Raw genomic sequence first — 13,223 nt, 5'->3', positions numbered from 1 at the left:
GTCAGGCCGATGCAGCGTTGTAGAACATCTCGCTGCTGCGCTGTTCGACCAACGCCTGCTCGATGGCCGCCTGGTGCACTTCGTCGGCGTGCTCTTCACGCGCTTCGGGCTTGATACCCAGGCGCGCGAACAGTTGCATGTCCTTGTCGGCCTGCGGGTTGGCGGTGGTCAGCAGTTTTTCGCCGTAGAAGATCGAGTTGGCGCCAGCCATGAAAGCCAAGGCCTGCATCTGCTCGTTCATTTGCTCGCGGCCGGCGGACAGGCGCACGTGCGACTTGGGCATCAGCAAGCGGGCCACGGCCAGCATGCGGATGAAGTCGAACGGGTCCACATCCTCTTCCTCGGCCAGCGGCGTGCCGGCCACCTTGACCAGCATGTTGATCGGCACCGACTCCGGGTGCTCGGGCAGGTTGGCCAACTGGATCAGCAGGCCGGCGCGGTCGTCCAGCGACTCCCCCATGCCCAGGATGCCGCCAGAGCAGATCTTCATACCAGCATCTCGCACGTAGGCCAGGGTTTGCAGGCGCTCGCTGTAGGTGCGGGTGGTGATGATGCTGCCGTAGAACTCCGGCGAGGTGTCGAGGTTGTGGTTGTAGTAGTCCAGGCCCGCCTGGGCCAAGGCCACGGTTTGCTCCTGGTCGAGTTTGCCGAGGGTCATGCAGGTTTCCAGGCCCATGGCCTTCACACCTTTGACCATCTCCAGCACATAGGGCATGTCTTTGGCCGACGGGTGCTTCCACGCCGCGCCCATGCAGAAACGGGTGGAGCCGATGGCTTTGGCGCGCGCGGCCTCTTCCAGCACCTTCTGCACTTCCATCAGCTTCTGTTTTTCCAGCCCGGTGTTGTAGTGGCCGGACTGCGGACAATATTTGCAGTCTTCCGGGCAGGCGCCGGTCTTGATCGACAGCAGGGTCGAAACCTGCACGCGGTTCGGGTCGAAATGCGCGCGGTGCACGGTCTGCGCCTGGAACAACAGGTCATTGAACGGTTGCTGGAACAGCGCCTTGACCTCGGCCAGGGACCAGTCGTGACGTGTTGTTGCAGTTGTGCTGGCGCTCATCGGCGTTTCCTTGTTTAGGCTGTAGCTGGCGCCGGGACAGGAAAGCCCGCCAGCGCATCACGGATAGCTCGCATACTCATGGAAGGCCTATGAACTGTCAACCATACTGGAAAACACTGGTTTACAAATGCTCATTTATTAATCAATCATGTTTGTTGTGTGATGAACCTGCCGAGCAGGCCTACCCCCTGTGTATTGCCTGCGAGCAGGAATTACCTTGGCTAGGTGATCATTGCCTGCGCTGCGCCCTGCCGCTGCCCATGGCGGGCCTGACCTGCGCTCAGTGCTGTCGCCGCCTGCCGGCCTTCGACCAGGTGTTTGCGCTTTGGCAATTCGGCTTTCCGGTCGATACGCTGGTCAGCCGCTTCAAGCACAACCGACAGTGGCCCTTGGGGCGGTTGATGGCTGAATTGCTGGGGCATGGGCTGCTGCACCGCTTTGCCGAAGGGTTAGCCCGCCCTGACCTGCTGTTGCCCGTTCCCTTGGCCAGGCGTCGACTGCGCGAACGAGGGTTCAACCAGGCGGGGATGCTTGGGCGTTGGTTGGCTTCGCAACTTGGACTGGTTTGCGACGAGCGGTTATTGGTGCGCACGCGCGAGACGCCTGCACAACAACAGCTGGACGCCAAGGCACGGCAGCGCAATTTACGTCAGGCGTTTGCGGTCACGGGCGATTTGACAGGCAAGCATGTCGCCATTGTCGATGATGTGGTAACCACCAGTGCCACCGTGCAGGCCATTGCCGAAGTGCTGCGCAAGGCCGGCGCGCAGCGTGTGGATGTGTATTGCCTGGCGCGCACGCCCAAGCCGGGGTATGCATGACACTGCACAGTCCTACACAATCCACCTTCAGGCCCTTCACCTACAACGACTCAATGCTCATGCCGCTGCCTACTTTGCTTACCCAGCACATCGCCCGCCGCCCCCAGCGCATTGCGCTGCTGCAGCACATTGCCGAGCAAGGCTCGATAACCCGCGCCGCCAAGGCTGCGGGCATCAGCTACAAGGCAGCCTGGGATGCCATTGATGAGCTCAACAACCTGGCCAGCCAGCCCTTGGTGGAGCGCAGCACAGGTGGCCGTGGCGGTGGCGGTGCGCGTTTGTCGCCGGAAGGCGAGCGGGTGCTGCGCCTGTATCAGCGGCTGCAGGCCTTGCAGGCGCAAATCCTCGAGGCCGCCGAAGAGTCCAGCGACCTCGACCTGCTCGGCCGCCTGATGCTGCGCACCAGTGCACGCAACCAGCTGCAAGGCCAGGTCAGCGGCCTGCGCCGTGAAGGCCGGTATGACCGTGTCAGCCTGGCATTGGGCGGTGGGCTGGAAATTGATGCGCTGATCACGCACGACAGTACCGCGCGGCTGGAGTTGACACTGGGGGCGATGGTGGTGGCGCTGCTCAAGGCTGGGTGGGTGCGGTTGTTGGCGGAGGGGGAAGAGGTCGAAGCGGGCAGCAATTGCTTGAGCGCAACGGTGGAAGACGTGCTGAGCGAGGATGATGGGCCTGGTGAGGTCCGGCTGGCGCTGGGCAACGGGCAGACGCTGTGCGCCATTGCCGAGGCGGATTGGTTGGCCGGGCAATCGGTGGCAGCTGGTAGTTCGGTACGGGCGCAGTTTCATCCGTCCTATGTGCTGATCGGGGTTCCTGCATAGCCTGGCCGCGCTTCAGCGCGGTTCGCGGGTGAGCCCGCTCCCACAAAAACTGCGCCGCCTGAGGCATTTGCACAAAACCTGTGGGAGCGGCTATAGCCGCGAAGAGGCCGGCGCAGGCGGAACGCGCTACCATGGCCCCACGCTGCTTACCCTCCGGAGTCACCATGTCCCACCCCTTCGACACACTCACCCCCGACCTGGTCCTGGACGCCGTGGAAAGCATCGGCTTTCTCAGCGATGCACGGGTGCTGGCACTGAACAGCTACGAGAACCGCGTCTATCAGGTGGGCATCGAGGACGCGCAGCCGCTGATCGCCAAGTTCTACCGCCCAGGCCGCTGGAGCGATGCGGCCATCCTTGAAGAACACAGCTTCACCGCCGAGCTCGCCGACTGTGAAGTGCCGGTGGTTGCGCCGATGCAGCACGACGGCCGCACCTTGTTCGAGCACCAGGGCTTCCGCTTCACCCTGTTCCCTCGCCGCGGCGGCCACGCCCCGGAGCCGGGCAACCTCGACCAGCTCTACCGCCTTGGTCAGTTGCTCGGCCGGCTTCATGCGGTCGGTGCCACACGCCCGTTCGAACATCGAGAAGCGCTGGCGGTGGACAACTTTGGCCACGCGTCACTGAACACGTTGCTGGAGGGCAACTTCGTACCGCGAGAGCTGCTGCCTGCCTACGAATCGGTTGCCCGAGACCTGCTCAAGCGGGTCGAAGATGCCTACGAACGCACCCCTCACAATGTGATCCGCCTGCATGGCGATCTGCACCCCGGCAACCTGATGCACCGCGACGACGTCTACCATGTGGTCGACCTGGACGACTGCCGCATGGGCCCGGCCGTCCAGGACCTGTGGATGATGCTGGCCGGCAGCCGCGAAGAGCGCCTGGGGCAGTTGGCCGAGCTGATCGACGGCTACAACGAGTTCCACGACTTCGACCCGCGCGAGCTTGCCCTGATCGAACCCCTGCGCGCCCTGCGCCAGCTGCATTACAGCGCCTGGCTGGCACGGCGTTGGGACGACCCGGCGTTCCCGCCAAGCTTTCCGTGGTTCGGCCAGCCCCGCTACTGGGGCGACCAGATTCTCGCCCTGCGCGAACAAATGGCGGCACTGGATGAAGCACCGCTGAAATTGTTCTAGAAGCACGCCCGCCTCTGTCTACAATAGGCGTCGCTTTATTTAGCTACCTAAGCAAGGATTCTGCATGCACGCCGCAAACCCGCGTCGCGGGTACCTACTGGGCCTCAGTGCCTACATCATCTGGGGCCTGTTCCCCCTGTACTTCAAGGCGATCCAGAGCGTCCCGGCGGTGGAGATTATTGTCCACCGGGTACTCTGGTCGGCATTGTTCGGCTCGCTGCTGCTACTGGTGTGGAAGCACCCCGGCTGGTGGCGCGAACTGCGTGACAACCCGCGCCGGCTGGGCATCCTGGCCCTGAGCGGTGCGCTGATCGCCGGTAACTGGCTGACGTACGTATGGTCGGTGAACAACGGCCGGATGCTCGAAGCCAGCCTGGGCTACTACATCAACCCGCTGATCAATGTGCTGTTGGGCATGCTGATTCTTGGCGAACGCCTGCGCCGCCTGCAGTGGCTGGCGGTGGGCATGGCCGCAGTGGGCGTGGCCCAGCAGGTGTGGCAAGTGGGTAGCCTGCCCTGGGTGTCGCTGGTGCTGGCGCTGAGCTTCGGCTTCTATGGGCTGATTCGCAAACAGGCGCCAGTGGCGGCATTGCCGGGCCTGGTAGTGGAAACCTGGATGCTGGTGCCGCTGGCCCTTGGCTGGCTGCTGCTGCACCCGGCGGCGATGAGTGCCCAAGCGGCGTTCTATACCAGCAGCGAGGCGCTGTGGCTGATGGCTGCCGGGCCGGTGACGCTGATACCGTTGGTGTGCTTCAACGCAGCGGCGCGGCACCTGCCGTATACCACGCTGGGCTTCCTGCAATACCTGGCACCCACGCTGGTGTTGCTGCAAGCAGTGCTGCTGTTCGATGAGCACCTGTCGTCGAGCAACCTGGTGGCGTTCATGTTCATCTGGGCAGGTTTGGCCATTTACAGCGTCGACGCCTGGTTAAGTTTGCGCAAGCGCAGCTGATCAAAAAACGATCAAATCTCTGCAGGCCAGGTGATGCGTGGCCTGCAGAGACATCTCCAAAGGTTATCCACACCCTCGTCCCCGTGCTTTGTGCACAAGGTGCTGATTTTTGGGTGTTTTTTGATCAAAGCTGTGCAAGGCACGCGCGGCCTGGGCTGGAGAGGGGAACCCCCAGGTTATCCACAGGGCCTTCCCCGTGATATCGGGATAACCGCAAGGGCCAGTCTCGAATCAATCCTCGGCCCGCAAGTGCAGTTCCACCATCAAGTCATCCGCCAGGCTCTCCAGCTTGTGCTGCAGCACATCCAGCGGCAAGGTCAACGGCAGCGCCAGCAGCGCATCGGCATGAAACAGCGGCTCGCTGCTCATCGGTGCAGGCCGCACCTCTGTGGAAAACCGCTCGACGTTCACCTGCAACTCAGCCAGCAAACGAGTAATGTCGCGCACGATCCCTGGCCGGTCGTTACCCACCAGTTCCATGGCAATCGGTTTCCATGTGCAAGAAGGCTCAATCCCGCTCTCGGCAATCAGCACCCGAATGTCATACCTGACCAACCCCTGCAGCGACGCCACCAGCTCATCGTAGTTTTCAGCCGGCACCGCCACCCGCAGGATGCCGGCAAACTGCCCGGCCATACGCGACATGCGGCTTTCCAGCCAGTTGCCACTGTGGTCGGCGATGCATTGGGCAATACGTTCGACCTGGCCGGCCTTGTCAGGGGCAATTACCGTCAGTACAAGATGATCCACAAGCCCTTCCTCGTGTCGGACCGCGCCGGGCGGCAGAAAATCGGGGGATCGACTCAGTATAGGCAAGGCGCGGCAACCTGCCGCAGGGCAATCCGCACGACCAATCGTGTACTGTTTCAAGATTTATCTGGAACAATCCACCTGTTTTTTGCGAACATACCCACTCCCAGCGTGACCATACGCGACCAACGGGTCGCATAACGGCGCTTTTAGTCTGATTTTGCCCCGCCTACTGCTTCATGTAGTATCCCGTGGCGCGGACTACAAAACGTCGTTTGGATGTCTGCCAAGGCGCCTGTGAAAATACGCACACTGCCCGCCAGCCAGTCTGGAAGGCCGCACCCAGCCGCGTCCGGCGCAACCCGGGGGCATGCACTGGTGCCGTGTTTAGAGAAGCGCTACAGGCTTAATACAGAAGAGCGAAATAGCTGAGCAGAGTGAGGCAAGCAATGACTGGATACGTTCAAGTCGGTGGCCTTCAGGTCGCCAAGGTCCTGTACGACTTCGTGAACAACGAAGCCATCCCCGGGACCGGCATCGTCGCCGAGCAGTTCTGGGCGGGTGCAGAGAAGATCATCAATGACCTCGCTCCAAAGAACAAAGCCCTGCTCGCCAAGCGCGACGAGCTGCAAGCCAAGATCGACGCCTGGCACCAGGCACGCAAAGGCCAGGCCCACGACGCCGTAGCCTACAAAGCATTCCTCCAGGAAATCGGCTACCTGCTGCCACAAGCCGACGATTTCCAGGCCACCACCCAGAACGTGGACGAAGAAATCGCCCACATGGCTGGCCCACAGCTGGTCGTTCCGGTGATGAACGCCCGCTTCGCCCTCAACGCCGCCAACGCCCGTTGGGGTTCGCTGTACGACGCCCTGTACGGCACCGACGCCATCAGCGATGAAGGCGGCGCCGAAAAAGGCCAGGGTTACAACAAGGTTCGTGGCGACAAGGTCATCGCCTTTGCCCGCGCCTTCCTCGACGAAGCCGCGCCGCTGGCCGCCGGCTCGCACGTCGACTCCACCGGCTACCGCATCGAAGGCGGCAAACTGGTTGTGGCCCTCAAAGGCGGCAGCAACAGCGGCCTGCGTGATGACGCGCAACTGATCGGCTTCCACGGCGATGCCGCCGCGCCGACTGCCGTGCTGCTCAAGCACAACGGCCTGCACTTCGAAATCCAGGTCGATGCCAGCACCCCGGTTGGCAGCACCGACGCTGCGGGTGTGAAAGACATCCTGATGGAATCGGCACTGACCACCATCATGGACTGCGAAGACTCGGTTGCCGCCGTCGATGCCGACGACAAGGTGATCGTCTACCGCAACTGGCTGGGCCTGATGAAAGGCGACCTGGCCGAAAGCGTGAGCAAGGGTGGCAAAACCTTCACCCGCACCATGAACCCGGACCGCGAGTACGCCGCGCCAAACGGCGGCAGCGTGACCCTGCATGGCCGTTCGCTGCTGTTCGTGCGTAACGTTGGCCACCTGATGACCAACCCGGCGATTCTCGATGCCCAAGGCAACGAAATTCCTGAAGGTATTCAGGACGGCCTGTTCACCAACCTGATCGCCCTGCACAACCTCAACGGCAACACCACCCGCAAGAACACCCGCAGCGGCAGCGTGTACATCGTGAAGCCGAAGATGCACGGGCCGGAAGAAGTGGCGTTCGCCGCCGAGATCTTCAGCCAGGTCGAAGACCTGCTGGGCATGCCGCGCAACACCGTCAAGGTCGGCATCATGGACGAAGAGCGCCGTACCACGGTCAACCTCAAGTCCTGCATCAAGGCAGCCGCCGAGCGCGTGGCGTTCATCAACACCGGTTTCCTCGACCGCACGGGCGATGAAATCCACACCTCGATGGAAGCCGGCGCCGTGGTGCGCAAGGGCGCCATGAAGAACGAGAAGTGGATCGGCGCCTACGAAAACAACAACGTCGACGTTGGCCTGGCCACCGGCCTGCAAGGCCGTGCGCAAATCGGCAAAGGCATGTGGGCCATGCCCGACCTGATGGCTGCCATGCTGGAGCAAAAAATCGCCCACCCGCTGGCCGGTGCCAACACCGCCTGGGTGCCGTCGCCGACTGCCGCCACCCTGCACGCCCTGCACTACCACAAGGTGGACGTACAGGCGCGCCAGCGTGAACTGGCTTCGCGCACCCCAGCGTCGGTAGACGACATCCTGGCAATCCCGCTGGCTGCCGATACCAACTGGTCTGCCGAAGAAATCCGCAACGAGCTGGACAACAACGCCCAGGGCATCCTCGGCTACGTGGTGCGCTGGATCGACCAGGGCGTGGGTTGCTCGAAGGTGCCGGACATCAACAACGTCGGCCTGATGGAAGACCGCGCCACCCTGCGTATTTCGGCCCAGTTGCTGGCCAACTGGCTGCGCCATGGCGTAGTCAGCCAGGAGCAAGTGCTGGAAAGCCTCAAGCGCATGGCCGTGGTGGTTGACCAGCAGAACGCCGGCGACGCCCTGTACCGCCCGATGGCGCCGAACTTCGACGACAACGTCGCGTTCCAGGCCGCTGTCGAGCTGGTGGTGGAAGGTGGCAAGCAGCCGAACGGCTACACCGAGCCGGTGCTGCACCGTCGTCGCCGTGAGTTCAAGGCGCGTAACGGGCTGTAAATCGTAAGGGGCCGCTTGGCGGCCCCTTTCCGTATCACTCTAGTTTCAGTTCTTTCTTCACTAGCTCCAGCAGCTTGCCCAGGTCCACCGGCTTGAGCAGGAAATCCACCACCCCCAGGTGCATCACGTCTACCGCCTCTTTCACATCGGTGTCGCCCGACACCACGATGATCGACAACGCCGCCCGCTCCGACTCGCGAATGGTCCGTATCAAGTCCAGGCCATCCTCAGGCTGCATGCGCAAATCCGTAATCATCAAGCTGATACGCTGCTGATAATGCAGGTATAGCCTGGCCTCCTCGGCCCCGTCCGCACCCACCGCATCAATCCCACGGCTTTTCAGGTAGAGGATCAATGCCTCCCTGTTCACCGCGTTGTCATCCACCACCAGCACCAATGGCCTGGGCGCCACAGGCGCACTCACCACGGCCAATGCCTCGCGCTCGGCGTCGCTCAGGATGTCGGTTTGCTCAGGCATGGTCATCTCGTCAAAAAAATTCCGCTTCAGCAGTAGGACCACTTTACTTGCGTAACCCGGTGCGCCTTTCGTCGGGTCTTTGACAGGAGTGCTCATAGACTTACGTCCAATGGGCACCACCCCGCCGCAAGCCGACCATGGAGGCAGAGAACAACAGGGCCGGCACCTATATATAGATATATATAGTTCGGCATAGCGATACGGTCAGTTTCATGAGCAAAAAGGACGCCTACAGCCAGGCGGGCAGGACGGCAGTGCTGCAGAACATCCAGGGCACCCTGCAGTTCCTGCAGCGCTTCCCGCCGTTCAACCAGATGGAGCACAGCCACCTGGCCTTCCTGGTGGAACAGTGCCAGCTGCGCTTCTATGCCAGCGGCGAAAGCATCGTCAAACCTGCCGACGGGCCGGTGGAGCACTTCTACATCGTCAAGCAGGGGCGAGTGGTTGGCGAGCGCCAGCACCTGGTCAAACCGGGCGTTGAGACCACCTTCGAAATTACCAGTGGCGAATGCTTCCCGCTGGCCGCACTGCTGGGCGAACGGGCGACCCGCACCGAGCACCTGGCCGGTGAAGACACCTTCTGCCTGCAGTTGAACAAAGCCGCGTTCATCCGCGTGTTCTCGATGTCTGAAGTGTTTCGGGATTTTGCCTTGCGTGGGGTCAGCAGCCTGCTCGACCAGGTCAACCAACAGGTTCGCCAGCGCGCGGTGGAAACCCTCGGGACCCAGTACTCACTGAACACCCCGCTGGGTGAGCTGGCCATGCGTCACCCGGTGGTGTGCAGCGCCGATACACCGTTGCGCGATGCCGTGCGGCTGATGCACGAACAGCAGGTCGGCAGCATCGTGGTGATCGACCTGCAGCGCTACCCTGTCGGCATCTTCACCCTGCGCGATCTGCGCCAGGTGGTGGCGTCGATGGATGCGGACCTGGGCGCCCCCATCGAGCGGCACATGACCGCCAAGCCGTTCTACCTCAGCCCCCAGGCCAGCGCCTTCGACGCGGCCATGGCCATGACCGAACGGCATATCGCCCACGTGTGCCTGGTGGAAAACCGACGCCTGTGCGGGGTGGTTTCCGAGCGTGACCTGTTCTCACTGCAACGGGTCGACCTGGTGCACCTGGCGCGTACCATCCGCCATGCACCTCGGCTGGACACCCTGGTTTCGCTGCGCGGTGAAATCAGCCAGCTGGTCGAGCGCATGCTCGCCCACGGCGCATCGTCCACGCAGATCACCCAGATCATCACCTTGCTCAACGACCACACCGTGTGCCGAGTGATCGAGCTGGCATTGGCCGAGCGCGGCGACCCGGGCGTGCCATTCAGTTGGCTGTGCTTCGGCAGCGAAGGGCGGCGCGAGCAGACCCTGCACACCGACCAGGACAACGGCATCCTCTTCGAGGCCGCCGACAGCGCCGAGGCCGACAGCATCCGTGCGCGCCTGCTGCCGCTGGCGCAGTACATCAACCAGTGCCTGGCACAGTGCGGCTTTACCCTGTGCAAGGGCAACATCATGGCCGGCAACCCTGAATTGTGCCTGTCGCGCAGCGAGTGGGCACGGCGCTTTGCCGGTTTTGTCCGCGAAGCCAGCCCGGAGAACCTGCTGGGCTCCAGCATCTATTTCGACCTGCGCGTGGTGTGGGGCGACGAGCAAGGCTGCGAGCAGTTGCGCCAGCGCCTGCTGGAGCAAATAGCCGACAACCGCCTCTTCCAGCGCATGCTGGCCGACAACGCCCTGCGCCAGCGCCCACCGGTAGGCCGCCTGCGCGAATTCGTGCTGACCCGCCAGGGCAACGACAAGGCCGCCACCCTCGACCTCAAGGTCCAGGGCCTGACGCCCTTCGTCGATGGCGCACGCTTGCTGGCCCTGGCCAATGGCATTGGCGCCTGCAATACCCTGGAGCGCCTGCGCCAACTGGTGGCCAATGGCGTGATCGAGCCACTGGACGGCGCTGCCTATGAAGAGGCTTATCACTTCATCCAGCAGACCCGCATGCAGCAGCATCAGCGCCAGACCCGCGACAACCTGCCGTACTCCAACCGGCTCGACCCGGACAGCCTCAACCACCTGGACCGGCGCATCCTGCGCGAGTCCCTGCGCCAGGCCCAACGCCTGCAAAGCAGCCTGGCCTTGCGGTATCAGCTATGAGCCTGTTTGCCTGGCTGCGCCCCAGCGCGCCCGAGCTGGACCACGCCATGCGTCAGCGCCTGGCCCGGCTGCCCAAGCCCGCACCGCTGGGTGTGTGCAGTTTACGTGAGCAGCGCTGGGTAGTGCTGGATCTGGAAACCAGCGGGCTTAACCCCAACCGTGATCAGGTGTTGTCGATCGGGGCGGTGGCTATCGAGGACGGTGCCATCGACTTTGCGCAACAGTTCGAACGTACCCTGCACAGGCCTTTGCAGAAAATCAACGCCAGCGTGCTGATTCACGGCCTGGGCCCTAGTGCCTTGGCCGCCGGTTGCGACCCGGCCGAGGCCTTGCTGGATTTGCTCGATTTCATTGGCAGCAGCCCGGTACTGGCGTTTCACGCGCCATTCGACCAACGCATGCTGGCGCGGGCGCTGAAGGAAAGCCTGGGTTACCGCTTGCAGTCACCGTTCCTCGATGTGGCCGAACTGGCGCCGATGCTTAACCCCGACACCGTGCTGCGCGAGGCCGGGCTGGATGACTGGGTCGCGCGGTTTGGCTTGCAGGTGGAAGAGCGCCACCATGCCAGTGCCGATGCTCAGGTTACGGCTGAACTGGCGCTGATTTTGTTCAGCCAGGCCCGGCGCCAGCAGCTGGACAGCCCTTTGCAGCTGGAGCAGCGGTTGCGTGGGTGGCGTAGGCGCAACGTGCACAGTCACGGTCTGTAGATTTGTATTGGCCTTGCCGGCGATTGGGCCATCAGCCTTTTCCATGATGGCAATCCGATAAGCGTCCATTGCACCCACCCCCTCCCCTCTGCAACAATCGCGAATAATTATCGTTAGTTAATGCATACGTTCCGGGGGGACGCTGCTTGTCTTCTGCACAGAGCCCACACGCCGATCTGGTCGGTGCGCTGTACCGCGACCATCGCGGCTGGCTGCTCGCCTGGCTGCAACGCAGCATGGCCTGCCGCCAACGTGCCGAAGACTTGAGCCAGGACACCTTCGTGCGCCTGCTCGGCCGCGAGCAGCTGGACACCCCCCGCGAACCCCGCGCTTTCCTCGCCGCCGTGGCCAAGGGGCTGATGTTCGACCACTTCCGCCGTGCGGCGCTGGAACAGGCCTACCTGGCCGAGCTGGCGCTGATCCCGGAAGCCGAACAGCCCTCGCCCGAAGTGCAGCACCTGATCCTCGAAGACCTCAAGGCCATCGACCGCCTGCTGGGCAAGCTGTCGAGCAAGGCCCGCGCGGCGTTCCTGCACAACCGTCTGGACGGTATGGGCCATGCGGAGATCGCCGAGCGCCTGGGCGTTTCGGTATCGCGGGTGCGCCAGTACATCGCCCAAGGCATGCGCCAGTGCTACGTGGCCCTGTACGGGGAGCCGACGTGAGCAACGCGCCGGTTTCGTCCCGGGTACTTGAAGCCGCCATCGCCTGGAAACTCAGCCTCGGCGACGCCAGCGGCACACCGGATGAACGCAACGAATTCACGCGATGGCATGCCGCCAGTGAAGAACACGCGCGGGCCTGGCGCCAGCTCGGCGCCATGGACCAACGCGTCAGCGCGGCGGCCGGCCCGGCACGCCAGGCCCTGCTGCAGTCGCGCGTCAGCATGCGGCGCCGAATCGGCAAGGTTGGCGGCGGACTGGCCGGGATGTTCCTGCTCGGTTCACTGCTGGCCTGGGTCGGCGCCCCGTCGCTGGCACCCAGCTACTGGCTGGCCGACCAGCGCACCGCGACTGGCGAGTTGCGTACCTTGCGCCTGCAAGACGGCACATTGCTGAGCCTGAACACCCACACCGCCGTGGATATCGACTACGCAGGCGAGCAACGGGTGATCGTGCTGCACCAAGGCGAAATTTCGGTCGAAACCGGCCACCAGGACCCGCGTCCGCTGCTGGTACGCACCGACGATGGTCGCCTGCGGCCACTGGGCACGCGCTTCCTGGTACGCCGCGAGGCCGACGGTACGCGCCTGGAAGTGCTGCAAGCCTCGGTTGCGGCCATGCCGCATAACAGTGGCGACGAGCAGGTGCTGCGTGAAGGCCAGCAAGTGTTGATGAACGCCAACGGCCTTGGCCAGATCGGCACGGTGCCCGCCGGTGCCGATGCCTGGACCCGGGGCATGCTGGTGGTCGACAACGTGCGCCTGGGCGACCTGCTGGCCGCGCTGGGCCAGTACCGCAGTGGCCACCTCGGGGTGGACGCCAAGGTCGCCGACCTGCGCGTGACCGGCAGCTTCCCACTGACCGACACCGACCTGGCGCTGGCATCACTGGTGCCGGCTTTGCCTGTGAAAATCGAGCGGCATACCCAGTGGTGGGTGAACGTGGTACGGAAGTAAGGCCGAAAGCCAAAAATACTGCTCGATAATTTTCAGATCAGCCCTGTCACTTTTCAAATCTCGCTCGGCAAGGAAGCAGTTAGCACTTATCCGTCCA

Annotated in this window: 12 protein-coding genes; 9 read left to right on the top strand and 3 right to left on the bottom strand. The window is 63.2% G+C overall.

The genetic code is table 11. The features are described 5' to 3' along the window. Position 1: 1 nt before the first annotated feature. Positions 2-1,060, bottom strand: a complete 1,059-nt coding sequence (gene bioB, locus FHW75_RS22095; RefSeq protein WP_016714563.1) for a biotin synthase BioB — start codon at positions 1,058-1,060, stop codon at positions 2-4. Positions 1,061-1,149: 89 nt separating this feature from the next. On the opposite strand from bioB, the gene FHW75_RS22090 reads away from it, so the two are divergent. The 4 genes from FHW75_RS22090 (at position 1,150) to rarD (ending at position 4,796) form a co-directional block, all read left to right on the top strand. Beyond that, a complete protein-coding gene (locus tag FHW75_RS22090) occupies positions 1,150-1,881 on the top strand; it encodes a ComF family protein (protein WP_025754042.1) in 732 nt (243 codons plus the stop codon). Positions 1,882-1,940: 59 nt separating this feature from the next. Continuing rightward, complete coding sequence (locus FHW75_RS22085; protein WP_183674575.1) at positions 1,941-2,705, top strand: TOBE domain-containing protein; 765 nt, start codon at positions 1,941-1,943, stop codon at positions 2,703-2,705. A 164-nt stretch (positions 2,706-2,869) separates the two neighbouring features. Continuing rightward, positions 2,870-3,844 (top strand): serine/threonine protein kinase, encoded by a 975-nt coding sequence (locus FHW75_RS22080; protein WP_183674572.1) that lies wholly within the window; start codon positions 2,870-2,872, stop codon positions 3,842-3,844. A 64-nt stretch (positions 3,845-3,908) separates the two neighbouring features. Beyond that, positions 3,909-4,796, top strand: coding sequence for an EamA family transporter RarD (rarD, locus tag FHW75_RS22075; protein WP_016714559.1), 888 nt, complete (start codon positions 3,909-3,911; stop codon positions 4,794-4,796). Between the two features lie 231 nt (positions 4,797-5,027). Here the strand turns inward: rarD and FHW75_RS22070 are convergent, their stop codons facing one another. After that, complete coding sequence (locus FHW75_RS22070) at positions 5,028-5,546, bottom strand: glycine cleavage system protein R (protein ID WP_019097167.1); 519 nt, start codon at positions 5,544-5,546, stop codon at positions 5,028-5,030. Between the two features lie 449 nt (positions 5,547-5,995). Here FHW75_RS22070 and FHW75_RS22065 point away from each other — a divergent pair, with 449 nt between their 5' ends. Next, positions 5,996-8,173 (top strand): malate synthase G, encoded by a 2,178-nt coding sequence (locus tag FHW75_RS22065; protein WP_016714557.1) that lies wholly within the window; start codon positions 5,996-5,998, stop codon positions 8,171-8,173. A gap of 34 nt (positions 8,174-8,207) precedes the next feature. Here the strand turns inward: FHW75_RS22065 and FHW75_RS22060 are convergent, their stop codons facing one another. After that, positions 8,208-8,747 carry a response regulator gene (locus tag FHW75_RS22060; protein ID WP_019097168.1) on the bottom strand — a complete coding sequence of 180 codons (540 nt, stop codon included), beginning with the start codon at positions 8,745-8,747 and terminating at the stop codon, positions 8,208-8,210. A 116-nt stretch (positions 8,748-8,863) separates the two neighbouring features. Between FHW75_RS22060 and FHW75_RS22055 the strand changes: the two genes are divergently transcribed. From FHW75_RS22055 to FHW75_RS22040, 4 genes are all read left to right on the top strand, one after another. Continuing rightward, a complete protein-coding gene (locus tag FHW75_RS22055) occupies positions 8,864-10,801 on the top strand; it encodes a DUF294 nucleotidyltransferase-like domain-containing protein (RefSeq protein WP_019097169.1) in 1,938 nt (645 codons plus the stop codon). Continuing rightward, complete coding sequence (locus FHW75_RS22050; protein ID WP_025754045.1) at positions 10,798-11,508, top strand: PolC-type DNA polymerase III; 711 nt, start codon at positions 10,798-10,800, stop codon at positions 11,506-11,508. The genes FHW75_RS22055 and FHW75_RS22050 overlap by 4 nt, the downstream gene beginning before the upstream one ends. 146 nt (positions 11,509-11,654) lie before the next feature. Further along, positions 11,655-12,173: an RNA polymerase sigma factor gene (locus tag FHW75_RS22045; RefSeq protein WP_019097171.1), complete on the top strand. Its 519-nt coding sequence runs from the start codon at positions 11,655-11,657 to the stop codon at positions 12,171-12,173. Next, positions 12,170-13,126, top strand: coding sequence for a FecR domain-containing protein (locus FHW75_RS22040; protein WP_183674569.1), 957 nt, complete (start codon positions 12,170-12,172; stop codon positions 13,124-13,126). Before FHW75_RS22045 ends, FHW75_RS22040 begins: the two co-directional genes overlap by 4 nt. The last annotated feature ends 97 nt before the right edge of the window (positions 13,127-13,223 follow it).

It is taken from the genome of Pseudomonas sp. OG7 (assembly GCF_014192825.1).
GTDB classification, from domain to species: Bacteria; Pseudomonadota; Gammaproteobacteria; order Pseudomonadales; family Pseudomonadaceae; genus Aquipseudomonas; species Aquipseudomonas monteilii.
This window is presented reverse-complemented; position numbering and strand designations above follow the sequence as displayed.

Excerpts from the sequence above, each read along its gene's own strand:
- FHW75_RS22080 (WP_183674572.1), top strand. The coding sequence starts at position 2,870 with ATGTCCCACCCCTTCGACACACTCACCCCCGACCTGGTCCTGGACGCC.
- rarD (WP_016714559.1), top strand. The coding sequence starts at position 3,909 with ATGCACGCCGCAAACCCGCGTCGCGGGTACCTACTGGGCCTCAGTGCC.
- bioB (WP_016714563.1), bottom strand. The coding sequence starts at position 1,060 with ATGAGCGCCAGCACAACTGCAACAACACGTCACGACTGGTCCCTGGCC.
- FHW75_RS22060 (WP_019097168.1), bottom strand. The coding sequence starts at position 8,747 with ATGAGCACTCCTGTCAAAGACCCGACGAAAGGCGCACCGGGTTACGCA.
- FHW75_RS22090 (WP_025754042.1), top strand. The coding sequence starts at position 1,150 with ATGAACTGTCAACCATACTGGAAAACACTGGTTTACAAATGCTCATTT.
- FHW75_RS22050 (WP_025754045.1), top strand. The coding sequence starts at position 10,798 with ATGAGCCTGTTTGCCTGGCTGCGCCCCAGCGCGCCCGAGCTGGACCAC.
- FHW75_RS22055 (WP_019097169.1), top strand. The coding sequence starts at position 8,864 with ATGAGCAAAAAGGACGCCTACAGCCAGGCGGGCAGGACGGCAGTGCTG.
- FHW75_RS22085 (WP_183674575.1), top strand. The coding sequence starts at position 1,941 with ATGCCGCTGCCTACTTTGCTTACCCAGCACATCGCCCGCCGCCCCCAG.
- FHW75_RS22065 (WP_016714557.1), top strand. The coding sequence starts at position 5,996 with ATGACTGGATACGTTCAAGTCGGTGGCCTTCAGGTCGCCAAGGTCCTG.